Below are 25,680 nucleotides of genomic sequence, written 5' to 3' on the forward strand. Positions count from 1 at the left end.
ATTTACTGAAAGAGTATTTCCAAACCGAAAGTGACGACGCATTGTCATAGGTCCAGCATCATGCTGATTCAACTTTTTCCAGCCGATACTGAGACATGCTGGTAGTATTCCGCATCTCATGTATTATTGGTGTTCGATTATCAGGTATGGTTCTGACGACACGCCAGAGAAATAACAAGCCAACCAATGCCAGTAACGGAATGCAGCAGGCAAGATACCAGGGTTTGCCTAACGAGATCAATGTCACCACACTGATGCTGACCATGATAACAACCATGGCAGTTGCATACAGCTTCGTGCGAAAACGGATGCCTTTTTCTTGTTGATAATCACGCAGAAACGAGCCAAAGAGGCGATTGTTGAGCAGCCAGCGTTCCAGCCGTGGGGAAGAGCGGGCAAAACAATAGCTGGCAAGCAGAACGAACGGGGTCCACGGTAAGCCAGGCAAAATCCAGCCCAGATACGCCAGGCCCAGAGATGCAATCCCCAAAATGAGGTAGAGCACCTCCCAGAAACCATTGCGGGTTATCCTGGCATCACCAGTTGACGTTGATGGATCCGTCAAATCGGGCATAGAGACTGGCTCTAAACGAAATTCGTCACTGCAAAATCATCCTATGGAATACTAACCGGGAGATAAACTGCAGCGACTTAAGCCCAATTTATTAGAATGGAATAAATAGGAATTATCTGACCCATACAATCGTACCTGAAACGAGAATTGTGGCCAAATGCGAAATAAAACAGTCTGGCCAATTTAGGAATACTGCGATATATGTGTAAAGTGTAACGAAGGCGATGAGTGCTTTTATCAGGAAGTGTTCCTGTAGCTCATACGACAAAGTCTTCGCAGTATCACCAGTTTTGCATCTTTGAGGAGTATAAGATGAAGCGTCTGTTTGTCGCTGTCGTCGCCCTCGTTGCCTTGGGCCTGTCAAGCACCTCGGCATGGGCCATGTGTTGTAAGAAACGCTGTAATAATGATTGCAATCCCTGTACGACAGCCAGCCAGCCCTGCGGCACGGTAACTGCTCAGGCTGCACCCAAGGTTGAGTACAAGGAAATCGAAGTAGTCCGTCGCACCCCCAAGTGGGTCGAAAAGGAAATCGAAGTAGATGTCTGCAAGCCAGAGTACAAGGACGAAGTCCGCAAGTACAAGGTCTGCGTACCTACCTGGGTAACCGAAACCCGCGAACGCACCGTCTGCAAGGCTGAATGGAAAGATGAAGTTCAAGATCGCACGGTCTGCGTTCCCGTCACCAAGAACGAAGAACGCATGCAGACTTTCTGCACTCCCGAAACCAAGATGGAAACCCGCACTTACACCGTGTGCGTTCCCAAGACGGTCACTGAGACCTGCTACCGCGAAAAGGTCACCTGCCGTCGCGTTCAGACCGGTTGCGACTGCTGCGGTCGCCCCTGCTACGAACGCGTTCGCGAAGTATGCCAGGTTCCTTACACCAAGTGCCGTCGCGTTTACGAAAACGAAACCCGCACTTGCCAGGTTCCTGTAACCACCTACAAGACCGAAACAAAGAAGGTCACTGTTCCTGTCACCACCTGGGTGAACAAGACTGAAAAAGTCAACGTGAAGACCTGCAAGATGGTTCCAACCGTTGAAAAGTACAACGTCCAGGTCTGCAAGATGGTCGAACAGGAAAAGACCGAAACTGTCAAGGTCTGCACCTACAAGACCGTGAAGGAAAAACGCAAAGTCCAGGAATGCACCTGGGTTGAAGAAAAAGTCAAGGAAAAGGTCGCGGTCAATGCTCCCTGTGCTGCAACTACCTGTTGGAAGAGCGACTGCGGTCGTGAACGCCGAGGCTGCGGTCTGTTCCGTCGCGCCAACCGCGATTGTGGTGGTTGCGGTGGCTGCAACTAACTTGATCTGATTAAATCACGAAACCGAGACTGATTTCAGTCTCGGTTTTTTATGCGCGGTGGGCATTTGCTTAACTACGGCACGGTGTGCTTATCGCATCGTCTCAAAGCGAGGACGATAGAAGATACCTCCCGGCCCTTGAATTTCGGTTCGTGTTCGCGAACATCGAGCAAACACACTGTTGACCGGGCTTTTATCACTCCTCTTTGGATTGGGCATATTCCCATCGATGGATGGGACATCCTTGCCTGCGGGTGTATCCTCGTTAACGATAAAGTAATGATTGTTTGTGTTAGGGAGATACCCGATATCACCTTTGCGGACTGCGTCGTTATGCTGAAGAACTTCGAACTGCTTCCCAGCCCACTCTTTGGCCGTACTCCATTTCAGATTCAGGCCAGCAAGCCGATAACATGCCACGGCAAAGATGCCACACCACGAACCCAGGTCATGGTTCAGCTTGGCACGGATTTCAGGTGTGATCGTTGCTGATTGATAGAGAGGCTCATATTCTGCAATGATCGTATGGCACTTCTCAGAAGGCGCTCCAGCCAGTTGAAAGATGTAAGCCAGCGCAGTTCCACCATAACGCATACGTGCCATTTTTCCTGTCAACGTACTCAAGAATTTCGGACCATACCCACGAGCGGCTGCAATGCGGTAAGGTTCAGCGCCAGTAAAGTCACCGGGCATTAATGGGCTTTTATGCCAACTGAACCCGGTCATGAACTGCTCAGCAGCGTGAACGATGCGATCGCGATACATCTGCTCATCTTGTCCTGGCACAACCGGGATCTTCGCAGCAACCTGGTTGACAAAATCAATGAAGGGCTGAAGTTCCGCATAGGTCTGGGGGCCGACAATGCCATCCGAAACGAGCTTATGATCTTTCTGAAACTCCCTGGTGCGGTTCAAGGTCAAAGGCCCAAACGCTGCATCTTCAGCAAGCTTGGCCAGTTTCGAAGGCGCCAGGTTGAATGCCTTCTGCACGAGTCGAACAGCTTCACCATACGACCCAAGAGTCAACATGGGTTTTGGAAACGCAGACATGGCGGAGTCTCCTTCAGGTCACTGCATCCAGCCCATAATTCGGGCCACAATCATAGAAGCGATGAAACTGCAGTTAAACCCCGTGAAGATCTGAGGGAATTTTGAGACCGAAACGAGTCGTTTCGAAACCACACCCCGGCGGAGTACCGCCGGAGTATGGTACAGTCTTCAATTGATTACTCATCATTTCACGACGAAATCATGGCACCTGCGTAAGTTAATCTCTACCAACCCGTTGAGAATCCGTTGATGCTATCCTTGAATTTTGTTCTCACTGTTCTGGAAGAAATCGCCCCGTTGAAGTTGGCTGAGTCGTGGGATAACGTAGGCTTGCTATTGGGCAGTAAAGACAAACCTGTCAAACACATCATGACCTGTCTCACTATCACCAGAGATGTGGTTGAAGAAGCAATACGCGAGAAAGCAGACCTGATCGTTTCCCATCATCCGATGATGTTCAAGCCGGTGCAGCGAATAACAAGTAGCAGTGAAGAAGGAAACCTGTTGTTGCAGTTGGCACAGCATCAGGTTGCGGTTTACTCACCTCATACTGCTTATGACAATGCGACTGGTGGTATCAATGAACAGTTAGCGCAGGCTCTGGAACTGGTCAATCTCAAGCCCCTGGTTCCTCTTAAGCCTGAAACATCCTACAAGATCGTCGTCTTTGTGCCTGAGAAGGATTTGGAAGCAGTCAGCCAGTCTGCGTTCAATGCTGGTGCGGGGCATATTGGCAATTACAGCCATTGCAGCTTTCGTTCATCGGGCACCGGCACGTTTTGGGGTAATGAAGAATCGAATCCAACCTTGGGCCACGCGGGTAGGCTGGAATCGGCAGCGGAATATCGACTGGAGATTATTTGCCCTGCCTTGAAGCTATCGGCAGTGCTCTCTGCCATCACCCAAGCCCATTCGTATGAAATGCCAGCCATCGATGTTTATCCCTTGCATTCCACCGGTACCAGCAAACTGGGTGCGGGTCGAATCGGGGAATTACGCCAACCCATCAGTGCCCAGACTCTGGCGGATTGTGTGGCAGCCAAACTCGGCATAGCAGTTGCTCTCACGGGGCATCGAAATCATGCCAAAATTCAGAAGATAGCTATCGTTTGTGGAGCCGGGGGTAGCCTGCTGGACGCAGCGATCAGTGGCAAGGCTGATGCTTTCCTCACCGGTGAAATGCGTTTTCATGATGAGCTTAAAGCCCAGGCTGCCGGGATTACTGTGGTGGTTGCAGGACATTATGCCACCGAACGTCCCGGGGTTGAGGCATTGGCAAAAATGCTGCAAATCCGCCTGCCTGACTGTCACATCTGGTGCAGTCGTGCGGAACATAACCCTGCCAAATTCGTTCCTGCAGCAACGAAACTGAGTTAAGACTAGCATCAGCGATAATTTTATTTTAATCTAGAGTGTCTTATTATCCCTTTTCTGCAAGTATGCTCATGGCTGAACTGACTCGTAAACAAATGGCCCAGTTGATCATCAAACTGCGCCTGGCTACTTCTTCACACATACAGGATTGCCTGGATGAAATGACCGATCCGGGCAATGATCCAGAACCGCTATTGGCTATGCTGAGTCGACACGGTTTGCTCACCTCGCTGCAGGTGGACAAGTTGCTCAAGGGCGACATGCATGGCTACTTCATGGGTAGCTTTCGGCTGCTGTACAAGATTCACTCCGGGACCTTTGGTCGCGTTTACCGTGCTGATGATCCGAGTTCAGGCCGGGTGGTGGCAGTGAAAGTGCTCAGGCAGCGATGGACCGACAAGCCTGAAGTGATTCATATGTTTGAACGTGAAGGCAGGCTCGGCATGAGCCTGAGGCATCCGAATATTGTGGAGGTGTTATCGGTTGGCAAGGAAGAAAAAACGGGACAATATTACATTGTAATGGAGTTTGTTGAAGGGGCCAATCTGCGTGATCTTCTTGCCATTCGCAAGTTCTTTGACACTACTGAAACGCTGAAGCGCCTGGAAGATGTTGCCAATGCACTCGCCTATGCGAGCAGCAAGGGGGTAACGCATCGTGACATGAAGCCGACGAATATTCTCGTTTCCAGCAGCGGCATGGCCAAGGTGACCGATTATGGCCTGGCCCAGATTTCGTCCAAGATCATTCCTGTCGATGAAAAAGATCAGCAGCAGCGAACGGTCGACTATGCTGGCCTGGAACGAGCCACGGATGCTCCCTATGGCGATGTCCGCAGTGATATTTATTTTACCGGCTGTGTGGCATTTGAAATGCTGACAGGGCATTCACCCCTGGCACATTCACGTAATAAATACCAGCGAATGGCCCGGGAACGGTTTCTGAATGTGCAAAAACTACGTCTGGAACTGATACAAGGCCCAGGCGCTGCCACGGTACATCGGCTGGTCAACACGATGATGGAACTGAATCCGGAACGGCGTTTTCAAACACCTGCCCAGTTACTGGATGCCATTCGTCAGGCTCGTGCGGAAATCAGTGGGGAACGAGTCGGGTCGCATACCTCCCATCAAACCGTCTTCATTGTTGAAAATGATGACAAACTGCAGGATGTACTCCGAGAGAAGCTCAAGAAAATGGGGTATCGAGTGCTGATCGCCAGCGACCCGGCACGAGCCAAAGATCGTTATGAACAGACACCTTACAATGTACTGCTGCTGGATGTTGGTACTGTTGGCGTCGAGGGAGTTGGCTCGCTGAACTTTGTTCTCAGAAAATCCAGATTCCTTAATATGCCCTGTCACGGCTTGATCATCGTTTCCGAGGATCAGGATGGCATTGAAAACATGGTTGATGAAGACCTGCTTTCTGATATCTCCATCCTGCGACGCCCTTTGAAAATGCACGAATTGACCTCGCGGCTCCAGGAAGTTGCCCCGATCAGCACCGCAGTGCCTGCCTGATTCAAGATCAACTTTCAGACAATGAGCAAGTGATTTCCGAAGAGATTCTTCGCTGTTAACAGAAACCCCTTGACAAGCAACACAAAACCTGAGAGTGGTGGATATATAGGGAATTGAGGGGAATAGCAGCCCGCGCTGTTTTATCCGACAGCACATCCCCTCTGTGAGGATTCTACCATGGTGTTAATCTCGTGCGATCTGTGTGGCAGAGAAATCCTTCCAGAAATCAGCCAGTATTTTGTCGTTCGCATGGAAGTGCTCGCCAAGGGACAGACCGAGTTGACCGACAATGATCTGACCATGGATAATCTCGAAGCAGTCAGCCAGATACTACAGGCATTAGAAGATGACGGCGTCACTTACCAGGAAGCTCCGGCCCGTCAGGTAATGAAGTTCGACCTCTGTGCAGCCTGCCGATGCAAATTTGTCAAAGATCCCTTGAGCCGGGAAGCGTTCACGCTCGATTTCAGCGCAAATTAAAAGCCAGTGAAACAGACCTATCTACAGCATGGTACTACTGTTGTTACCACAGGAGTAGGATCAATGCTTCGTATTTATTTTTCCAGCATTGTGTTGGTAGTCTTATCTGGATTCATTACTCATTGCGGCGCTCAGGACTCTCGCCCGCTCATGGAACAGTACCTGCATTCAGGCCAACTGCGACAAGGCGAAATGGCTCTCGAATCACAACTTCAGAAGAACCCCAAGGATGATCAGGCTCGTTTTGGCCTGGGCCTGATTCGCATAGTGCGTGCTGTCGAAACGATGGGCCAGTCGTTTTACCAGGTCGGGCTGAAGCCCACAAGCAACTGGGTGCCGTTTGTCAGGCTTCCTATTCCGCACAATCCGGAACCCAACCCGGTTTCCTATCTGTCGTTCCGTCGTATTCTTGATCAATTCACCACTGACATGGCCCAGGCAGAAGCAACACTGGCTGCGATTACTGATGATGAAGTGAAACTTCCTTTGCGGCTGGCACACATTAAAATCGATCTGGATGGAGATGGACAGGCAACGGACCAGTTCCTGGAAATGCTCAATAAGCTGATGGGTGCTCCCCCTGAGTTATTGAAGGCAAACCCGGAGTTTCTTGTTCACTTCGATCGTGGTGATGTTGCCTGGCTGCGGGCCTACTGTCATCTGCTTGGTGCCATGCTGGAGATCTATTTGTCGGTAGATACCGAAGCAGACTTTTATTTCTTTGCCAAGGAGCATTTTCCGCGTGTAAAGCCATTCCTTACTGCAGATGAGGAGAACCGGCTTCGCGGCAAACAGATGATGCAGACTTTCTCGATCCAATTCAAGGAACCAAAAAGGTTAAGCCGATTTCGCCATCATCTGCTTGATGTCGCCAAGCTGAATCGGGAAACCTGGCGATACATCCGTGCTGAGACTGATGACCAGTACGAATGGCTGCCTAACGCCAAGCAGAAAGGTGTGTTCAACCTGCCCGTTCGCGATGAGATGATTACTACCTGGCTCACCATGATGGGCGAACTGGAATCGATGCTGGAAGGCAAGTCATTGATCCCCATGGATTTTTTTGGCAATACCCGTGGCAAAGGGCTAAATGTCAAAACGTTGCTGGAAGACCCACCGCAAAGCATCGATTTCAATTCAGTCATGCAACAGGGGCCCGCCGCCAAGTATCTGGAAACGGGGACCAACATGAACTTCGAGGGCATCTCAGCAGTGATGAGGGCATTTGATAATCCGATGCGCATGGGGTACTTTGCGTGGTTCAATTAAGTTGTTATCCCGAACGGCAGAGCACCTCTCATCGAATTGGAGTATCAGAATAATAGCGGCGAAAATAACCATTCACAATCTCCTCATTTATTGATTGACATCTGATAATCAAAAATTACAATCGATATGCCGTTAACACTCATTTCTGGAGTACATCTTATGATGCTTCAAAAATGGTTGTGTGTTTGTGCTGTATTGGCACTCCCCAGCCTTGCCATGGCGCAGGCAGGCAATGTGATAATGGGAGTGGGTACCGATCCTTATGGTGCGAGGTTGAATACGGGCGTTGGACCCTATGCGTCGCTGTCATCTTCAGGTTGGATCATTCATGGACCTGGGTTTAATGTTATATCCCATGGTCCCGTATCGTTATCTGATCAATACGTAAATACGGATCAATTTATTCTGCAGTACAGCACTGCGATTTCGATGGGGAATTCCGATTCGAGAAATCAGAATCATCCTTTCGGCAATCTGGCCTTCGTACTGCTGCCTTCCTCAGCCAACCTGGTGATGGGAAATGATAGTACCGATGTTGCGGTAATGACCAGTGTGGGTTCAATCGCGGGCAGTTTAGGAGAAGTCCGGTGTCGTAGAAATCAAAGTGGGACCTCTGATTGGGAGTATGTCGACGATGCTACCGGGTTCTGTTTTGTCTATGCGATCGGCGTAGCGTCTGGCAACGGAACTTCAGGAACAGGCGCATTAACGCTATGGAACAACATAGAAGTACTCAATTTTTATACGCTCTACAGCGACATCGCCATTTTTCCCCCGGGGATATCATTTACCGGTTATGACATATCCCATCCTATAGCAAAGTACATGACAGCCACACCAGCCGGCGATGTAGTAACCATTTTGACGGCGCCTCTCGGTTCTCTTACTGCGTCATTCGGCTCGCCTGCATTCAATGGCTCGCCGGCGACATGGGTAAAAACAGGTGATGTCATTTCTGCTGAGGTTAGTTCTTTTGCATATGGCATAGCCCCCGTTGGCATTGCCATACCTGGACAACCGGATCTTGTTCTGCATTCTTATACGGGCAACTCCTCTGTCATGACCTCTACATCCATTACGGATTGGCATCAAATATGTATGGAACCCCCGCAACCACCAGTTGGGGGGAGTCCACCCAATCCATGTGCCTGTAATCCCTACCTCTTTGCTGGCGGGTACAATATTACTCCTCCGGGTGGTGGCCCTGGCGGCGGTGGGACCGGTGGCGGTGGAACCGGTGGCGGTGGAACCGGCGGTGTTGGCACAGGCGGTGGTGGGCAATAATCAGCGACTAACTATCCACATTGAAAAGCATGCTTTCTCTGCATGCTTTTCCTCTTGTCAACAATTCATTTCATCTTCGTCTTTTCCCTACTCGTTCATCCTTATTTCAGGATACCCTGACGATGCATCTCGCTGCGCTTCTACTATTGTGCATTCAACTTCCAAACTACACCGATAACCAGCGAAAAGTTTCACTGGATGGCATGGTAAAACTCGATCCATTTGGAGTCAGCATACTTGACAGAGCTGATGTCCAGACTTTTATCGCACTTGAAGCCTGGCAAAAGGAACAACTCAAACTGGCCAAAGAGTACTATGACAAGCACCATGCGGACATGATCAAACAGGCGTCTGCAGCTTCTCAAGATCGCTACCAGCTCACGGTTCTGCAGCAACGCATGAATCACTCGCGAGACTCATTCCAAAAAGATGCGGCACTCATTCTGACGCCAGAGCAGATTGCCGGGTTGTTCAAGGTCAAAATGCAGGCTGTGCAATACCCGCTTATTTTCAAGTCTGAGTTGGCTAAAGTACTTTCTGCAAAACCAGATCAAATCCAGAAGCATAACGAATTACAGAAGAACTATGATCAATCGCTTGAACAAGCCGTAATTTCGTTGGGTAAAGCTGCAACACGAGAGCAGAAACTGGCAGCAATCACGAAGGCACATCAAGCGAATTTCCCCATGTATCAAAACGGTGTCGCAGGAATTCTAACACCATGGCAGAAGGAGCAGTTCGATCAACTTTGTTGCAAGCAGGTAAAAATTGAATCCGCCACATTTCATGCTGAGAGCCTCCTTCCCTTGATCGAAAACAAACTCACTCCACGCAGTATCCCTCGCATCGTCGAACCGTTTCCGCTCGCAGAAATCGCCATGAATTTCAAAGTCCGACAATACCTCGGGAATATCCAGAACGTCGAACAACTTGACAAGCTGGCAAGCGCCTGGATTAAGGAAGAAACTGACTTCTATGATTCGCTGCAGCAGACCAAACAAGATGATCGTGAGGACAAACTCAAAGCCTGGTATGGCAAACGGCTGAGAAACCACGCAGCTTTCGTCTTCGACCTGCGAAAAGCTATTGGAAATGAATATGTCGAGAAGTTGCTGAACTTTCAGCTTCAGTTGCGTGGAATGACTGTACTGGGCGACAAGAATATGCGTACACAACTAGGCATGACTGATGACCAATACAATGAACTCACGCGCATCAATTCACGGAAGATCTATGAAGAAGCCTCCAGACCAAAAACCAAAAACAAGCAGCTTTACATGCGCATGCCCGACAAGATAGAAGCTCTATGGTTTTCCCATTTTTCTCAAGAACAACAGATTCTCTGGGAGAACCTTATCGGCAAAAAAATCCCCAGTCAGCTTCTCAACGAAGTTGGGGACGAGATTGTCAGAGTTCAATCGGCCCGTGTGCCAGCGAATGATTATTTGAAGGTTGATATCAGATAACAAGATGAATGCTTGTCTCCGGCGAATAACCGGAGACAAGCATTGTTATTCTCGTATTGCAGGATTCGACACAGGGCTGGCTTGTTGCATGGAACAGACTTCCTGCAACTATCAATCATTCAGTCAATGATATCATTACTGACAATCCGGCCATCGCGGAAACCTGAGAGCAGTTGCAAAGCGGTCCAGGCATCAGGGTTGCTGCCACCGTAGGGTATGGCTATTTTGCGGATGGCACGGATGCTGCCGTCACCCATGACAAAGTTACATCCGCCGGGGTGTACCGCACTGAACGTATCGTAGCTGGCTGCTGCAGGATCACTGACGTATGGATCGAGGCGGGGGTCACCAATACCGGCAGCAGTGGATTTGCTGCCTGCTCCAACCCAGCAATGAGCAGTATCCAGGCTGCCCCGGTACATGCTGCCTCCAAGCGTTTCGCCAAACATTAACGTGTTGGATGTGCCATCAGCAGCGGTTACCTGACCCAGCGTGGTTTTGGTGCGGTTTTCCATCATGCCGACCGTCTGCACATCAATGGCATAGGTCTGCCAGTTGCGAAACGTAATGGAATTGCCTACAGGAACATAGTTGGTGCGTCCCAGGCTGTTCTCGATATCGGGATTGGCAGGCAGCAAAGTGCGATAACCAAAGTAACCGGTCGTTCCATCTGACCAGACCAGGCTGTGTGCAGACAGATGGACTCGCTGAAATACCGTTTCGGTTGCATCGATGGAAGGGCAGTTGAATATCTTAACCCTTGAAAAGGCAGTACCCTGCTGGAGATTGCTGGGGTTGTACCACCACTCGCGATAGATGGTCTGCAGATCGGTTCGCAACGGCAATATGGAACTTGTGGAATCAGTATGCCGGAAGGCTTTCTGAATGTTATCTGCTTCGAGATACGGCAACAAAATATAAAGAGCACCGACAAAGGAGCCGCCGTTGGCATAGGCAACATTTACGGAACTACTGTACGCCCCGCTGGTCAGGCTGGGGGATATGCCCAGGTAACCCGGTGGCAGGCGATGATGATCGGTGTGGTAATTGTGGGCAGCTACCGCAATCTGACGCAGGTTGCTCTGACAGAGCATTCGGTTGGCAGCTTCCCGCACTTTCTGCACTGCTGGCAAGAGCATTGCCATGAGCAAGGCAATAATGTCAATCACCACCAGCAGTTCAATCAATGTAAAACCAGTTCGGCTTCGATAGGCTGACATGTTTCCTCTCTTGTTCAGGATTAAGGTGACATGTCAGGTATCCAGCGGGGGACAGAACCTTTCAGGAAAAGCAATGCTTGGCGGAGCAGATTTATCCAGTCGAAAGCATCAACGTAAAAATACCCACGACCAAGCAGTCGTGGGTATTCCTTAATTTATTGGGGCTATTTTTTCAGGTTTTTGACTTCGCGGACAGCACCTAAAGGAAATCCTTGAACTTCAATTACTTCTCCGCTTTTGGCAGCAGCATTCTTCGCAGCAATGACATGATTGCCATCATCACTTACCGCTACCCACAACCCGTCGAGATCGTCATCTAACTTGACTTCATCAACAGCGAAGCCGTGCATTTCAACACCGTTATCATCGACAGCCACAAAGAAACCTTCGACCTGAACGGCATCGAGTTTGGCCTGGTTGGGACGGGCTGGAGCGTTGGCATAGATCAACACACCAACTCCACCAAGCAGACAGATTGACATGGCGGCAACAGTCAGCAGTTTGAGCTTGGATAACAACATGGTTTTGATCACTCCTTCGGCAAGCACCTGGGGAGCAGCATTCGCTGCCCCATTGAGTGCTGCAATCTGTACGGCATCGCAGGCCGCCTTCAGTGTGCCCTGAGCCAGGTTCGGCGGAACGACCACCGGGGCGCGGGCACGAAGCAACAGAGCGATCAGCATGGCAATCGTGAAAATGCCAAAGTAGGGAGCCAGCCTGCGACGGAGAAGTTTTCGCCCGCGAGCCAGTCGGCTCGAAAGCGTTCCCTCGGAAATCTGCAGGTTACTTGCCGCATCACGGCGACTCATTCCCTGCAGCTCGCAAAGCACCAGGGGAGCACGGTATTTCTCCGGCAACTCCGCCATGGCCTGATCCAGCAACGCCAGATCATCCCGCACTTCAACTGAAACCACGGTGGTAGCAGGTTGTTCAGGCATGGTTTTCACCTGTTGATCCCGCAACCGCTGCCTCTGAGCTGCCAGCCGCAACTTGCCCGACGTCAGACAAGCCACACGGTACAGCCAGGGGCCAACGTGATTTCTTTTTTTGATGGAAGCAGCCTTGCGTGCCAGGACGAGAAAGGTAGCCTGGAACGCATCGTCAGCATCCGAGGAATTCCCCAGTTGCCTGCGGCACGTTGCCAGCACCATTGCCCCGTGCCGACCCACTAAATCGGCAAAGGCTCTCTCATCATGTACTTCGAGAAATTGCCTCAGCAAATCAGCATCACTCGAAATGCAAGGGTCTTCTGCAATCATCGGCACCTGTTCACGTTTGCCTGAGGGCGAATAAGGCATACCCAGTTCTCCCTCACTGTGCAGATCGTTCAACATAGAGTGCCCACCGAAGGGGTTGCGCGTCCCGAAATATTGTTATCATTATGTTTTTATTCGTTCCGCATGATTCATTTGCATGTTCCGTGTGAAACAGCCAGTTTCATGCAGTCGTAGCTGATGTTACAGGATACAATGTATGTGAGATATGTTTTTACACAATCATTCTCTTCTTCATGATACAGGAAGCGCCCATGTCACAAGAACTTGTCACTGTCATGACATTCATGAGCGAAGAAGATGCTGAACTCAAACGCATGCTGCTGGAACGATCGGGCATCCAGGGCTTTATCACTGATGCAGAAGTTGTCTCAATGACCTGGCTGTTGGGGAATGCCGTCGGCGCGATCAAGCTGCAGGTGGCTGAAGCGGATGCTGAACGGGCAGTAGATGTATTGAAACATGCCGCACACACCCATCGCAAAGAAAACCATTGCCTGGCCTGTAATGCCAAAATGGCCCCGAATCAGGATGTGTGTCCGCAATGTGGGTGGACTTATGAGCAATGAGTGACACGCATTATTTTAATCAAGTTCCGCAATCATTTGCTCTTGGATTTTTTCTCAAATAGCGTGGCAATGACCGCGCGAAGTCCAAGACCAAGAGCGGATAAAAATCCAAGCCCAACAACAAGCATGTAAAGTGACTGTCCCGTTATTACAATGGCAGCAAATCCACCGAAAAATAATAGAAGTGTCAGGATGATGTGGGTCTTTATTGACATCAGCATTAAACCCTGAATGAAATAGGCCTCAGCAAACTCATTTCTGGTGAAGAATAACTATCCCGTTGAGTAAACGTTGGCGAAGCCAGAGTATCAGGTGAGGCATGCCTGAACAACTCTGATTATTTGCATATTACTTTTCAGGTTTCGCCATCCATTTACACGCGGATTACATCCTTCATCGCTTCTTGTTCACCGTCATCGCATCAAACAGTCTGCCTTCCGCATCGAATGCTTTGAAGTGCAGCGTGGCGTCGTGAACGGTGACGTAGCAGTAATGATAACACGAACGTTGCTCGGCTTTGAACCAGTGAGGCGTGGCGGAAAAGTCTTCGAGTTTGCCGCCGCCGCCACCACTGGTAATGTAAGTGGTACCTTGCTGATGGTCGATTTTCTTCTCCCGTAGAGGCCAGGTGCGTTCATAGACATGAATGTGGCCGTTGAACACGACATCGACCTTGTGCTTTTCGTAGAGGGCCACGAGGTGGCGTTGTACTCGAGGTTCGCCATCACCATTTTTGCCGTACCAGGAATAGCCAAAATCATCATCATCGGATGAATAGGCGGGGTGATGGTGAAAGACGACTTTCCAGGTCGCCTTGGATGCGGCTAGTTCTTTATCGAGCCATTGATATTGTTCACCGCTTGGGCTGAGATTTCGCAAATCGTTGGAATCGATGGCAAAGAAATCTGCGTTGCCATAGGTGAAACGGTAGTAATACTTCGGATCGGGCATGCTGAAGTAACGGTAATAGTGCGGATCGTTCTTCTCGTGGTTGCCAATGGTGGGAATCACTGCCACGCGGCGGAACAGCATGTTGGATGGCCCAAAAAGATCGTAAATCCACTGGCTCTTTTCTCTGCCATCGTCAACAACGTCGCCACAGTGCAGCACAAAGTTGGGCCGCCGATCCCACATCTGCCTGGCAATGCGGCCTGTGATTTCTGGGTTGCGTTGCGTGTCGCCCACCACCGTAAACGACCAGGCTTCATTAGATCGAACGGCTGTCATAAAGGTACTGAAATCGCTTTGCAGGACGCTGCCATCGCCAGCGGTAGTTTCAACCTGGTAGATATAGCGAGAGCTCGGCTTGAGGTTGGAGAGTTCCACACGATGCATCTCGCCCGCTACGCCTTCGATGCGATGCTGCAGTTTGGGCGCGATAGGCTTTTTAGTCTTGGCATCGTATTTGACGGTCTCCGCTTCGCTGTAGTGCAGCACGGTGGAGCCAGACTGATTGGTTTCCCACATGATGGTGATGCCATTCTGGGTAGGGTATTGCAGATAGGGTTCTATGAGAAATTTCAACTGCGGGTTGCTGCTGGTATGTTTGGTCTCAGGCTCGCTGGGTGAAGAACTGGCAACGCTGAGCCACCAGGTGGCCAGCACGAGGGCAAGAGCGCCGATGGCAACGAGGTAGTTTGATTTGCTCGTGGGCATGTGGAATCCGATCCAGGCGGGGACGATAAGTGCAGTATTCGGGCAGGAAGATATTCTACAGACGATCAAGACCTGATTATTGCTGCATCTGTTTAGGTTCAGTTTTATTTATTGCAGCCTGTGTTACAGATCGAGGATCGTAGCCATAGTATTCCTGGCCAAGTTGCCTGAGTTTCATCACCAGTTGTCTTGCTCCTTCGTGCCGTTCAAGACGTTGCTGAGGGGTCAGCGCCTGCAAGTCGCGCAGTTGCTCCATATCCACCTCAGCAATTTGCTCAGGCGTGGGGTTGAACCAATCTGAATTCATTTCCGGCAAGTGTGAACCCTTACTCTGCCTCTTCAAGATAAGTATACCCTTCCAGGCCTGCTTCGTAAAAGCGAAGGAACTCGCGTGATTCTTCGACACTGATGCGGCTGTTCTTGACTGCTTTCTCCACGTCGCGACGCATTAACTGGGATAACTTGTCTGCAGAGTATTGCACATAAGCCAGCACTTCACGGACAGAATCGCCCTTGATGACTTCCTCTATCACCGGGTCGCCATCTTCATCAATCTTGACGTGTACTGCGTTGGTGTCACCCAGCAGATTATGGAGATCGCCAAGAATTTCCTGATAGGCACCCACCAGGAATACACCCAGGTAATAAGGCTCATTGTGAGCAACGGTATGCAATTCGAGCGTGTTCTTGACATCTTTTAAATCAATGAACTGATCGATTTTGCCATCGCTATCACAGGTGATATCGCCAAGAATGCCCTTCCTCGTCGGGGCTTCTTTCAGGCGGTGAATCGGCATGATCGGGAACAGTTGCTTGATGGCCCACGCATCCGGCATCGACTGGAAGACGGAGAAATTGCAGAAATAGGTATCGGAGACCATCGCCTGCAAGCCGACCAGTTCTTCAGGAACATAATCTATTTCCTTGATGAGTTTCAGCAGTTTGCTGGAGAAACTCCAGAAGAGTCTTTCGGTCAGCCCGCGTGTCTCCAGGTCCAGGTGGCCTGTGTTGAAGAGCGTCAGTGTTTCATCGATAGCCTGCGAGGCGTCGTGATAACATTCCAAGTAGTTTTTCTTGTTTAGTTCTGTGCAGGCAGCGTAGAGTTCCGCCACAGGCTTGGGTGCATCTTCGGGCAGCTTGGGTGGAATCTGGAAGTGATCAAACCCACTGGTTCCGAGAACATCGAATACCAGCACGCTGTGATAAGCCACCATGCCTCGACCACTTTCGGTAATGATCGTAGGGTGAGGCACATTTGCTTCGTCACAAATATCCTTGATGCGGAAGACGATGTCGTTGGCATATTCCTGAAGCGTGTAATTGATGGATGATTCAAAGTCAGTCTGGGAACCATCGTAATCGATGCCGAGACCGCCCCCGACATCGAGGTATTTCATGCCCGCACCCAGGCGGTGCAGCTCTACATAAACACGGACTGCTTCGTTGATGGCGCCTTTGACGTTGCGGATATTGGTGATCTGGCTGCCCAGGTGGAAGTGGAGCAACTGCAGGCTATCCGCCATGCCTTCCTGCTTGAGATATTCAACTGCATCGAGAATTTCAGTGATAGTCAGGCCAAACTTGGAGCGATAGCCTGCAGAAAGTTTCCACCGGCCTGCACCGCGAGCCGCCAGCTTAGCGCGAACGCCGATTACGGGTTTGACACCCAACCCCTTCGCATGCTTCACAATGCTGGTCAGTTCGGTGAATTTTTCGACCACGGGAATGATGTTTTTTCCCAGCTTGCGTGCCAGCATGGTCATCTTGATGAATTCATCATCCTTGAAGCCATTGCAGATAATGGGTACATCGTGCCCACTGGTGAGAGCGAGCACTGCCAGTAGTTCCGGTTTGGAACCTGCTTCCAGTCCGAACTGTAATGGAGCACCGAAGTTAATGATCTCTTCAACTACCTGGCGCTGTTGATTCACCTTGATGGGATAGACGCTGCAATAACTGTTTTGATACTGGAACTCGAGCATGGCCTGCTGAAAGGCCTGGTGCATCTCGGTAATACGATGGCGAAGGATATCGGTAAATCTGAGCAGGATGGGTAACTGAATGCCTCGTGCCTGTAACTGGTCGATCAGTTTTTTCAGATCGATGCCGGGCTGATCGTTCTTATTCGGATGAACCACGACGTGGCCATCAGCATTTATGCTGAAATAGCCTTTGCCCCAGTTGCGGATGTTATAAGTGTCGTAAGCGTCCTGAATGGTCCACTGGTCCATCAGCTTCATCGTCGGGGTTCACCTGTATTAGAACATGAAAACAGTATTGCCATGATCGGTGTTTCCACGCAATCGTCAAGAACAGAACCGACAAAGGTACTGAAAGTTGCAATCTGACTGCTTGCCAACGGGAAAAAGTCGTTTATGCTGAGTTGCAACAACACCCTTTGAGAATAGACCATGTTACGCAAAGCTTTGCTCTTCTGTTGTCTCTGCAGCGTCGCATCCTTCGTTGGATGTGGAAGTTCCAAGTCGACCAGTGTGGTTCCCAAAGGCTCGGCAATCAGTGGCGATCTGCGGGTTACATTTATCAGCAACAATGCCCATGAATTCTGGAAGCTCGCTGAACTAGGTGTCAGGCAGGCCGAGAAAGACCTCGGCGTGAAAGCTGATTTCCGGATGCCCGCCAAAGGTAGCGCTGATGAACAAAGGCAGATTATCGAAGATCTGATTACCCAGGGTGTGAAACATTTTGCTGTCAGCCCTAACGATGCTGAGAACCAGGGCGAATACTACGATGCCAAGAGCAAGGAAGGGATTCAGATTATTACCGTCGATAATGATCTGCTTCCCGGTAGCAAACGGCTGTGCTTCCTGGGCACCAACAATTTTGCAGCAGGGCAATCGGCTGGTGAACTGGTGAAGAAAGCTGTACCTGGTGGGAAGGTAGTCATTTTTGTAGGCAAGTTGGATAACCTTAATGCACAGCAACGTCGCAACGGTGTGATTGCTTCGCTAGCCGGGTTAAAGACTATGGAAGAGGCCAACGCACTGGTGAAGAAAGGTTACCCCATTGCCGCTGGTGCTTATCAGATTCTCGATACCATGACGGACAATGCCGAAGATGCCCGCTGCAAAGCTAATGCCGAAGACATGATGATCAAACATCCAGATGTTGCATGCATGGTAGGTCTCTGGGCTTACAATGCGCCGCAGATTCTTCTGGCAGCCAAGGATCAGAAGAAATTAGACAAGCTGAAAATCGTCAGTTTCGATGAGCAGAAAGAAACGCTGGATGGCATTCGCTCCGGTGAAATCGTTGGCACCATTGTTCAGCAGCCTTATGAATTCGGCTATCGGAGCGTGAAGACTCTGGTGGAAGTGGCAAAAGGAAACAAATCCGTGCTGCCTGCCGATGGCATCGGTTACATTGAGCATCAGGTAATTGAAAAAGGCAATGTTGATGCCTTTGAGAAAAAGCTCAATGAATTACGTTCCAAAAAATAGCCGCTCAACCTATTTAACGTGGCACCAGATAAACCCCGGCTAGTCGATCATATAAGCCTCGCTGGGGCCAGATCAAAGTGCATACGGCACAGGCTGCGAGATAGATCAGGGCCAGCCACCAGGGTATCCAGTATATCCACCAGGCGCCGGAAGCAGGCTCGCTTCCCTGGCTGGCATCCTGAATCCAGACTGATGCAAGAATCAAAGCAAAGAACGGCAGCCAGATCAGGATCGATCGCCAGCCACACTGCAGCATGCTTGCTCGGTTCCCCACGCTGTTTTGCAGGTCGATGCCCATCAGTTTGAACGATAACCCGCCATGCGCAATCATCGCCCAGATTACCCAGAGAAGAAACCATGGTAAAATGGTCCAGAGGGCCAATTGCCAAGCAGTCAACCGATTGACTAGTGGCAGAACTTCCTGATCAAGCGGTTTGGGAACCAGTGCATGTCGCAACGTGCGCTGCAACTCATGAACTAGAACGGGATCACGTTCACCATTCTGGCTGTCAGCTCTGCTGTTGGATGCATTTGCCATGATCTCGACTGCAGCCAATTGAGGAAGAATGGCTGCCATGCTCAGTTGATTCCGCAATGCCTGCAATTGACTTCGATCAATCTGCTGCTGTTTGATCAACCAACCCTGACAGGCGGACATCAGTAGTTGATCGCGCGTCGTCGGGCTGAACAGGCGAATAGGTGCAGTCGATGCAAATTCGAGCAGCCCAGCTTGCCGAATCAATCGCGATTCAAAGACATTGTCACGCAGAAACTGCTTAAACAGTGGAATATTTTTTGGATCGCTGAACCATTCAATGTACCGATCCGCGCGGCGAACCTGGTGCGTTAGCTGAAGCGTGGGTTTGATCTCGGCGTAATATCGGCTGACTACCAGAATCGCCAGGAGGATGGGACTTAACAGCGTGCCTGCAATAAGCAGTTGCCCTAAGCGCATCATGGCGGTGACTTCGGCAGGTCTCTCTTTGGTCTTGCGCAGATCATCAGCCACTTCATCGGGCGACGTATAAGGTTCACGGGTCAAGCCTGATAAACGATTTAAAATCGGTCGATCGAAAGCTGGCACTGGAGCACGAACTGCACGCGGCTTGGCAGGTAGTGCAGCATTGCCTTCGAGCATGAACTGTGCAGCCTGTTTGAGAAACTGTACTGAACGCTGTGCTTCGCTGCTGGCAGTATCATCGATGCTGTCTTGAGTTGTATTGTGAAATCTCGCGCCGACAACCAATACCTGGCCTTCCGGCAACAGCCAGATTTGCTCCAGACTGAGTTCATCGGGGAAGGTATCGTCTTTCACTGCTGAAGCCAGTTCATCAGCCAGTTGCTTGAGCAGATACCGGGTAACACCCCAGGACAGTTTGCCTTCACTGGCTACCAGCTGAGTCAGTGAACAGCCTGTGTTGGGGGCAATGTAAGCATCCCAGTGATGGGTGATTTTGCTGGATCGATTGCTGAGTGCAACTTCACCACCGCCGAGCCAGCGGATGCGCGTGCTGCGACTGATCTCACGTCGTGCGGTGCTGATCTTTCCCTCTTCATGGGGCCGCATCACCAGCCATACTTTTCGATCGAGTATCAGATCTTTTCCAACCAGGTAAATTCGATCATCCAGGACACGATGGATACCATCAATGGCATAGTTGCCAATACGCGCCGGAATTCCCGGAGGCAACGGAGCCGGTGGTTCTGGGGGAAAGTATGGAAATTGAATCTGCTGGGGGGTGGGAGGCACCAGCACGACACAAGTTCTGCTGAGGATTTCATGCAACCCGCGATAGCCGCCCTGGGCACGCATGGAATCAAAGAGCAGCAAGATACCGATGCCGTGAAATATCCACTTGAACCAGTCGCTGCCAGTGAGAGCCAGCGCCAATAATCCTGGCAATGCCACAATGACAAAAAAACCTAATGCCCGCAGCAGCAGTTGTCTTCGCTTGGGCGGTTTTCCCGGTCGAAGGCCACCCACTTTCAGATGCAACAGCCATTTGCCGAAACTGGCTCCAGCCATCACCTCGGTGACGAGAAAATAAGCCAGAATCAATAGCCACATTCCGAGATCAACTGTCAGGTCGACCAGTTCAGGCCCCCAGATGATAGGAGGCATCAAGCGGGGAACCAGTTGGTGAATCAGAATCAATCCAGGAGATAACAACGCAAAATCGATCAATGCAGCACGGATGCGAACTCGCCTGGGCGCGTTCTGCAGATACCCTGGCAGAAACTGCAACAACGCTTGACGAAACTCCTGCAGGCTCATGTAACGAGCTTCACGGTCACGCTCCAAGCCGCGGAGAATCACACGATCCAGTTCGACCGGTACATCTGTTCTGAAATTAAGAATACTCTGCGGCTTTTCACTGACGATCCGGGCAATGGTGGCGGTGTTGTCACCACCTTCAAAGGGCGCCTGCCCGGTCAGCAGGAAGTACATGGTCGCAGCCACCGAATAAACATCGGTGCGGAAGTCGACCATTTCGCCCTTGATCTGTTCCGGCGATGCATAAAGCGGCGTGCCAACAAACGCCCCGGTTCGCGTGATGCCCTCCTCGTTCTCGCCAGTGGTCTGATCCTTATCGGGCGATTTACCAAGGTAGCTGTCTGAAACTGGCAACACTTTGGAGAGACCGAAGTCACCAACCTTGACATGTCCATCCGTGAGCACGAAGCAGTTGGACGGTTTGACATCACGATGAATGACGCCTAACTGATGTGCAGCCTGCAGGCCATCCATAACATCAAGAATCTTCTTGATAGCCTGCCCGATCTGCAACGGGCCTTGCTGGTTCACAATATCCTTGAGCGTAGCTCCGGGCATCAGCTCCATGACAATGTAAGGGCGGCCCTTATCTTCATCAGTATGGTAGACGAAGACACAGCGAGGATTGGTAATCAGGCTGGCCAGACGGCCTTCCTGTCGAAAGCGTTCGAGATTGTCTTCCGATGCTGCAATCTGAGGCTTGATCAGCTTAACTGCCACGCGTCTGCCGTTACTCGCATCCTCGGCTTCATAGACCGTTCCCATTCCACCGGCACCCAACTGGCGGATGACGGTATAACTGCCAATCTGTTTGGGGATAAGAGGCGTGCCACCGGCAAAGGTAATGATGCGGTCAGGCGGGGGAAGCTGGGTAACGCTTTGTGGATCGGTTGATGGCGCATCCTTAAAGGAATGCGTGGTAACCAGGTCTTTCTTGACGAGTTTCTTTCCGCAGAAAGCGCAAAACGAGGGACGATCTCCGCTGAACTCCAGGCTGCGCTCACAAGCATCGCACGTAACAACCATGAAGTTTGCCGAGTCTCCCTGAAATGTTCACTGTAAGGTAACATTGTGAATGGATGGGATGCATCAACAACCCATCTGCCATGCCGCGATTGGCACGGCTTCACCCCGCTACCTATCTTAAGACTTTGCAGCAGGTGCCCGCAAGTGAACATGAACAGCAAATCAATTGCTGCATCAGTTTTGGCAAGCAATAATGATCGTAACGAACTCATCGGCCTTCAGGCTGGCCCCGCCGACGAGTAACCCATCAACATTGGGCTGGGAAATCAACTGCTTGGCATTTCCCGCATTGACGCTGCCGCCATACTGGATGCAGAGTTTCTCTGCAACGGCTGCAGAATACTGCCTGGTCAACCAGCCACGAATGAACTGATGAACCTCTTCCGCCTGATCGGGAGTGGCAACGACACCGGTGCCGATGGCCCAGACAGGTTCATAGGCCAGCACCAGCTTTTCGGGGTCAGGCGTAATACCCTCCAGGCTGCCGACTAACTGGGATTCAACCACTTTTTCAGTCTGGTTCTGCTGTCGCTGTTCGAGCGTTTCACCAATGCAGAGAATGACATTCAGCCCGGCAGCCAAAGCTGCTTTCACTTTTTTATTGATCAGCTTATTGTCTTCACCTATTACCAACCGACGTTCGCTGTGCCCCACCAGGGTCCAGGTGCAGCCACAATCCAGAGCCATAGCCGGACTTACTTCACCGGTGAAGGCCCCTTTGGTTTCGCAGTAGACATTCTGGCTGCCGAGCACAACGGGACTGTTCTTAATCTGTGCATGAACCGTCATGAGATAGGGAAACGGCGGACACACCCCGGCACGCACACCCTGCAATTGGGGCAGTTTAACTGCAATGTGCTTCGCCAGCGACTCACACCCCTGGCGATCCAGGTTCATTTTCCAGTTACCTACCACAAACGGAATACGCATTGTCTATTTTCCTGAACTGTGATGACGCTATTTAAGGGGAGTTTGACTTGAAGGCAACAGGACTTCGGCAGCACGCAGATATCTGTTGTTTCAGAGAATTGATCTGGTAACATCAGACTCGCCTGAATGCTTTCTACCTAATTAGTGATCACTGGTTGAATACATGACCAAAATTGACGAAATTGCACCTGATGTTTTTCGGCTGTCGATCTATGTGCCTGGGATTGACATGCAGTTCAATCATTTCCTGGTTCGTGATGAGGAACCATTGCTGTTTCATGCTGGCCTTAAGAAAATGTTCCCTGCATTGCGGGAGGCGGTAGCCACATTGATAGACCCCACGACGCTACGGCATATTGCCTGGAGTCATTTCGAATCGGATGAGTGTGGCGGACTGAACGAGTGGCTGGAGCAGGCACCACATGCCCAGCCTGTCTGCACGCTGGTTGGCAAGATTGTCAGTGTGGATGACTTTGCCATCCGCCCTGCTTTGGGCATGACGGCAGACGATGTCCTTGTCACGGGCAAATACCGATACCGTTTCTATCGTTCACCTCACATACCGCATGGCTGGGATGCAGGTGTGCTGTTCGAAGAGACACAGAAAACATTGTTCTGTTCCGATCTGTTTCATCACTTCGGAGACGTTGCTCCTGTTACAACATCGGAACTGATTGAACCAACCCAACGGGCTATGCAGCAAATGCAGCAAGGCCCGCTGGCAGCTTACATGCCGTACACGCGGCAAACCGAAGGAGTGCTGCTATCACTGGCTGATCTCCAGCCGCAATCGCTGGCGGTGATGCATGGCTCGTCCTACATCGGCCAGGCTGGCCGATTGTTAAGTGAACTGGCAGGAGTGGTGAAGGCGAATTTTGATGTGGGGTAGGAGGCAGTAACAAATTTCCCATAACTATGCATTCCAACTGCAAGTGCACTAAGGCGACGTTGATAAGTGTGTATTGAGGAATGGTTCAGTAAAATTCAACAATCCAAGCTCTTCCAGTTTATAATGCTACCATGCAAAGATTGGCATGCTGGAGTTGATCCGTGCTGAAGTCAAGATATGAGTGGTCTACGTTGAAATTCCCGTGGTGGCAGCGATGGCTGCTACTGGCTGTATCTCTTGTATTAGTCATGCTGGCGTTTTTCGTATCTCTTATCGTCATGACTTGCTTTGCTGTAACATCAGTCTTCCGCCGACTCCGGCCAGCATCGTGGAGGGCTGCAGGAAGTGAGCGGCCAGTCGAATCTGAAGTATGCCCCTGGTGCAACGCAAGCCTCAAAGCAATGTTCGTAAAAGATGGCGTACAACTGGGAATTTGTCCGAGTTGTGATCGAGAAATGGAACGTTGGGCACTCGGCGGACATTGGTCACCCTGGCAGGCAACGGAGGCTATCGCGGGACGTCAGTTAACGTCATGAGCCAGAGCATATGAAAGTAACAACCAACGTTGGGGAAATACTCTCCCAACAGTGCAACACAGTAGTTAAACCACTAGCTCCTTCATCACATGCCCATGCACATCGGTCAGCCTGCGGTCGATGCCGTTGTTTCTCACTGTCAGTTTCAGATGATCGATCCCAAGCAGATGCAGCATGGTGGCATGGATGTCGTAAACCTGCGTCGGGCTGTTTCGATTCAGTGGTTTGTAGCCAAACTCGTCGCTGGGGCCGATGGTGATGCCGGGCTTGATACCGCCGCCGCAGAGCCAATTGGTGAAACAGAAGGGGTTATGATCACGCCCTGCTCCGCTTTGACTGCTGGGCATGCGGCCAAATTCGGTGGTCCACAGCACGATAGTGTCATCGAGCAAGCCACGTTGTTTCAGATCGGTCAGAAATGAAGCGATGCCTCGCGACATGCCTAGCGCCAGGGGGCCGTGGTCGCGGGCGATGTTCTCATGCGAATCCCAATTACGGCGGGGGAAACTGTTGTCGTTGCCGAGCCAGACCTGAATGAACCGCACGCCCCGTTCCAGCAGTCGACGGGCAATCAGGCACCGTCGGCTGAAGCAGATGGTTTCTTCCAGATCGTTAATCTCCGTGGAGAAACTCGGTGGTATAGCATCCAGATGATACAGCTTTTTAACATGCTCCGGCTCCTTTTCCCATTGCAACGCTTCGGGGGCAGCCAACTGCATGCGTGCTGCCAGTTCGTAACTGGCCAACCGGCCTGAGAGCCGCAGATCGTCAGCACGGCTCTGTGCGTGATGAGCATTCATCTGCTTCAGCAATTGTTGAGTTGCTGTTTCGCTCTCTGAGGAAACGTAGGCCCCCTGTTTATCGGGAAAAAGATACTGCACCGGCTGTTTCGATTCAGTACGGATGACCGTAGCACTGTGTTGTGATGGCAGGAAAGATGCATCCCAGTTTTTGGTGCCGTTGGAACCATAGCCTCGGTGATCGGGAAGCACGACAAAGGTGGGAAGATTGTCGTTCAGACTTCCGAGTCCGTAACTCACCCAGCATCCCATGCCGGGGAATCCTGGACGAGTGAAGCCGGTGGTCTGCAACAGTGTGCCCTGGCTATGTACTCCCGAACTGTTCACCATGTTGTGGACAAAGGCTAGATCATCCACCAGCGAGCCGAGTGGTGCAGCGATATCACTGAGCATCTTTCCCGATTTGCCGTAGAGTTTGAATTCCCACGGGCTCTTGAGCCAGGGGCCCAAGCCATCCTGGAAGGCTTCAACCGGTTCGCCAAAGTCGGATTTCTTGCCGTGGTGTTTGATAAGGGCTGGCTTGAAATCGTACAGATCGAGATGACTCGCCCCGCCCGCCATAAAGAACTGCACAACTCGTTTAGCCTTGGCTGGGTGATGGAGTCCATCCTTCTTATCTGAAGCGAGAGCTTGGTCACGTTGCAGCAGCGCGAACAACCCCGTTCCCAGCAGGCCACTGGTGGTGGAGTTCAGCCAGTCTCGACGCGAAAAGAGCATGC

The 25,680-nt window shown here is 50.9% G+C and carries 20 protein-coding genes; 10 read left to right on the forward strand and 10 right to left on the reverse strand.

Annotated features, from left to right (window positions below):
* Positions 1-58: 58 nt before the first annotated feature.
* Positions 59-574 (reverse strand): YbaN family protein, encoded by a 516-nt coding sequence (locus tag JNJ77_20730; GenBank protein MBL8825026.1) that lies wholly within the window; start codon positions 572-574, stop codon positions 59-61.
* A gap of 312 nt (positions 575-886) precedes the next feature.
* On the opposite strand from JNJ77_20730, the gene JNJ77_20735 reads away from it, so the two are divergent.
* On the forward strand, positions 887-1,882 hold the full coding sequence (locus tag JNJ77_20735; protein ID MBL8825027.1) for a hypothetical protein: 996 nt from the start codon (positions 887-889) through the stop codon (positions 1,880-1,882).
* 90 nt (positions 1,883-1,972) lie between these two features.
* On the opposite strand, the gene JNJ77_20740 is transcribed toward JNJ77_20735, so the two are convergent.
* Positions 1,973-2,932 (reverse strand): peptidoglycan-binding protein, encoded by a 960-nt coding sequence (locus JNJ77_20740; protein ID MBL8825028.1) that lies wholly within the window; start codon positions 2,930-2,932, stop codon positions 1,973-1,975.
* Between the two features lie 249 nt (positions 2,933-3,181).
* Between JNJ77_20740 and JNJ77_20745 the strand changes: the two genes are divergently transcribed.
* From JNJ77_20745 to JNJ77_20770, 6 genes are all read left to right on the forward strand, one after another.
* Positions 3,182-4,309: a Nif3-like dinuclear metal center hexameric protein gene (locus JNJ77_20745; GenBank protein ID MBL8825029.1), complete on the forward strand. Its 1,128-nt coding sequence runs from the start codon at positions 3,182-3,184 to the stop codon at positions 4,307-4,309.
* Between the two features lie 68 nt (positions 4,310-4,377).
* Positions 4,378-5,829, forward strand: coding sequence for a protein kinase (locus tag JNJ77_20750; protein ID MBL8825030.1), 1,452 nt, complete (start codon positions 4,378-4,380; stop codon positions 5,827-5,829).
* 177 nt (positions 5,830-6,006) lie between these two features.
* Positions 6,007-6,309: a hypothetical protein gene (locus tag JNJ77_20755; GenBank protein MBL8825031.1), complete on the forward strand. Its 303-nt coding sequence runs from the start codon at positions 6,007-6,009 to the stop codon at positions 6,307-6,309.
* A 63-nt stretch (positions 6,310-6,372) separates the two neighbouring features.
* Entirely contained in the window at positions 6,373-7,578 is a 1,206-nt protein-coding gene (locus JNJ77_20760) for a hypothetical protein (protein MBL8825032.1), read from the forward strand.
* A gap of 159 nt (positions 7,579-7,737) precedes the next feature.
* Positions 7,738-8,862: a hypothetical protein gene (locus JNJ77_20765; GenBank protein ID MBL8825033.1), complete on the forward strand. Its 1,125-nt coding sequence runs from the start codon at positions 7,738-7,740 to the stop codon at positions 8,860-8,862.
* A 122-nt stretch (positions 8,863-8,984) separates the two neighbouring features.
* Positions 8,985-10,328, forward strand: coding sequence for a hypothetical protein (locus tag JNJ77_20770; protein ID MBL8825034.1), 1,344 nt, complete (start codon positions 8,985-8,987; stop codon positions 10,326-10,328).
* Positions 10,329-10,447: 119 nt separating this feature from the next.
* On the opposite strand, the gene JNJ77_20775 is transcribed toward JNJ77_20770, so the two are convergent.
* A complete protein-coding gene (locus JNJ77_20775; protein ID MBL8825035.1) occupies positions 10,448-11,548 on the reverse strand; it encodes a DUF1559 domain-containing protein in 1,101 nt (366 codons plus the stop codon).
* A 164-nt stretch (positions 11,549-11,712) separates the two neighbouring features.
* Positions 11,713-12,846, reverse strand: coding sequence for a sigma-70 family RNA polymerase sigma factor (locus JNJ77_20780; GenBank protein MBL8825036.1), 1,134 nt, complete (start codon positions 12,844-12,846; stop codon positions 11,713-11,715).
* Between the two features lie 230 nt (positions 12,847-13,076).
* On the opposite strand from JNJ77_20780, the gene JNJ77_20785 reads away from it, so the two are divergent.
* Positions 13,077-13,391, forward strand: coding sequence for a hypothetical protein (locus JNJ77_20785; protein ID MBL8825037.1), 315 nt, complete (start codon positions 13,077-13,079; stop codon positions 13,389-13,391).
* 393 nt (positions 13,392-13,784) lie between these two features.
* Here JNJ77_20785 and JNJ77_20790 read toward each other — a convergent pair whose 3' ends face one another.
* The 3 genes from JNJ77_20790 to speA all read right to left on the reverse strand — a co-directional run bounded on the left by JNJ77_20790 (position 13,785) and on the right by speA (position 17,287).
* Complete coding sequence (locus JNJ77_20790) at positions 13,785-15,047, reverse strand: metallophosphoesterase family protein (GenBank protein MBL8825038.1); 1,263 nt, start codon at positions 15,045-15,047, stop codon at positions 13,785-13,787.
* Positions 15,048-15,123: 76 nt separating this feature from the next.
* On the reverse strand, positions 15,124-15,354 hold the full coding sequence (locus JNJ77_20795; GenBank protein ID MBL8825039.1) for a hypothetical protein: 231 nt from the start codon (positions 15,352-15,354) through the stop codon (positions 15,124-15,126).
* Between the two features lie 19 nt (positions 15,355-15,373).
* Positions 15,374-17,287, reverse strand: coding sequence for a biosynthetic arginine decarboxylase (speA, locus tag JNJ77_20800; protein ID MBL8825040.1), 1,914 nt, complete (start codon positions 17,285-17,287; stop codon positions 15,374-15,376).
* Positions 17,288-17,458: 171 nt separating this feature from the next.
* Between speA and JNJ77_20805 the strand changes: the two genes are divergently transcribed.
* Entirely contained in the window at positions 17,459-18,505 is a 1,047-nt protein-coding gene (locus tag JNJ77_20805) for a sugar-binding protein (GenBank protein MBL8825041.1), read from the forward strand.
* Positions 18,506-18,518: 13 nt separating this feature from the next.
* On the opposite strand, the gene JNJ77_20810 is transcribed toward JNJ77_20805, so the two are convergent.
* Positions 18,519-21,806, reverse strand: coding sequence for a protein kinase (locus tag JNJ77_20810; GenBank protein MBL8825042.1), 3,288 nt, complete (start codon positions 21,804-21,806; stop codon positions 18,519-18,521).
* A 174-nt stretch (positions 21,807-21,980) separates the two neighbouring features.
* A complete protein-coding gene (locus JNJ77_20815) occupies positions 21,981-22,736 on the reverse strand; it encodes a triose-phosphate isomerase (GenBank protein ID MBL8825043.1) in 756 nt (251 codons plus the stop codon).
* A 163-nt stretch (positions 22,737-22,899) separates the two neighbouring features.
* Here JNJ77_20815 and JNJ77_20820 point away from each other — a divergent pair, with 163 nt between their 5' ends.
* Entirely contained in the window at positions 22,900-23,625 is a 726-nt protein-coding gene (locus JNJ77_20820; GenBank protein MBL8825044.1) for an MBL fold metallo-hydrolase, read from the forward strand.
* A gap of 601 nt (positions 23,626-24,226) precedes the next feature.
* On the opposite strand, the gene JNJ77_20825 is transcribed toward JNJ77_20820, so the two are convergent.
* Entirely contained in the window at positions 24,227-25,678 is a 1,452-nt protein-coding gene (locus JNJ77_20825; GenBank protein MBL8825045.1) for a DUF1501 domain-containing protein, read from the reverse strand.
* Between the last annotated feature and the right edge of the window lie 2 nt (positions 25,679-25,680).

Source organism: Planctomycetia bacterium (genome assembly GCA_016795155.1).
Taxonomy (GTDB): Bacteria; Planctomycetota; Planctomycetia; order Gemmatales; family HRBIN36; genus JAEUIE01.

Excerpts from the sequence above, each read along its gene's own strand:
- JNJ77_20730 (MBL8825026.1), bottom strand. The coding sequence starts at position 574 with ATGCCCGATTTGACGGATCCATCAACGTCAACTGGTGATGCCAGGATA.
- JNJ77_20735 (MBL8825027.1), top strand. The coding sequence starts at position 887 with ATGAAGCGTCTGTTTGTCGCTGTCGTCGCCCTCGTTGCCTTGGGCCTG.
- JNJ77_20740 (MBL8825028.1), bottom strand. The coding sequence starts at position 2,932 with ATGTCTGCGTTTCCAAAACCCATGTTGACTCTTGGGTCGTATGGTGAA.
- JNJ77_20745 (MBL8825029.1), top strand. The coding sequence starts at position 3,182 with ATGCTATCCTTGAATTTTGTTCTCACTGTTCTGGAAGAAATCGCCCCG.
- JNJ77_20750 (MBL8825030.1), top strand. The coding sequence starts at position 4,378 with ATGGCTGAACTGACTCGTAAACAAATGGCCCAGTTGATCATCAAACTG.
- JNJ77_20755 (MBL8825031.1), top strand. The coding sequence starts at position 6,007 with ATGGTGTTAATCTCGTGCGATCTGTGTGGCAGAGAAATCCTTCCAGAA.
- JNJ77_20760 (MBL8825032.1), top strand. The coding sequence starts at position 6,373 with ATGCTTCGTATTTATTTTTCCAGCATTGTGTTGGTAGTCTTATCTGGA.
- JNJ77_20765 (MBL8825033.1), top strand. The coding sequence starts at position 7,738 with ATGATGCTTCAAAAATGGTTGTGTGTTTGTGCTGTATTGGCACTCCCC.
- JNJ77_20770 (MBL8825034.1), top strand. The coding sequence starts at position 8,985 with ATGCATCTCGCTGCGCTTCTACTATTGTGCATTCAACTTCCAAACTAC.
- JNJ77_20775 (MBL8825035.1), bottom strand. The coding sequence starts at position 11,548 with ATGTCAGCCTATCGAAGCCGAACTGGTTTTACATTGATTGAACTGCTG.
- JNJ77_20780 (MBL8825036.1), bottom strand. The coding sequence starts at position 12,846 with ATGCCTTATTCGCCCTCAGGCAAACGTGAACAGGTGCCGATGATTGCA.
- JNJ77_20785 (MBL8825037.1), top strand. The coding sequence starts at position 13,077 with ATGTCACAAGAACTTGTCACTGTCATGACATTCATGAGCGAAGAAGAT.
- JNJ77_20790 (MBL8825038.1), bottom strand. The coding sequence starts at position 15,047 with ATGCCCACGAGCAAATCAAACTACCTCGTTGCCATCGGCGCTCTTGCC.
- JNJ77_20795 (MBL8825039.1), bottom strand. The coding sequence starts at position 15,354 with ATGAATTCAGATTGGTTCAACCCCACGCCTGAGCAAATTGCTGAGGTG.
- speA (MBL8825040.1), bottom strand. The coding sequence starts at position 17,287 with ATGAAGCTGATGGACCAGTGGACCATTCAGGACGCTTACGACACTTAT.
- JNJ77_20805 (MBL8825041.1), top strand. The coding sequence starts at position 17,459 with ATGTTACGCAAAGCTTTGCTCTTCTGTTGTCTCTGCAGCGTCGCATCC.
- JNJ77_20810 (MBL8825042.1), bottom strand. The coding sequence starts at position 21,806 with ATGGTTGTTACGTGCGATGCTTGTGAGCGCAGCCTGGAGTTCAGCGGA.
- JNJ77_20815 (MBL8825043.1), bottom strand. The coding sequence starts at position 22,736 with ATGCGTATTCCGTTTGTGGTAGGTAACTGGAAAATGAACCTGGATCGC.
- JNJ77_20820 (MBL8825044.1), top strand. The coding sequence starts at position 22,900 with ATGACCAAAATTGACGAAATTGCACCTGATGTTTTTCGGCTGTCGATC.
- JNJ77_20825 (MBL8825045.1), bottom strand. The coding sequence starts at position 25,678 with ATGCTCTTTTCGCGTCGAGACTGGCTGAACTCCACCACCAGTGGCCTG.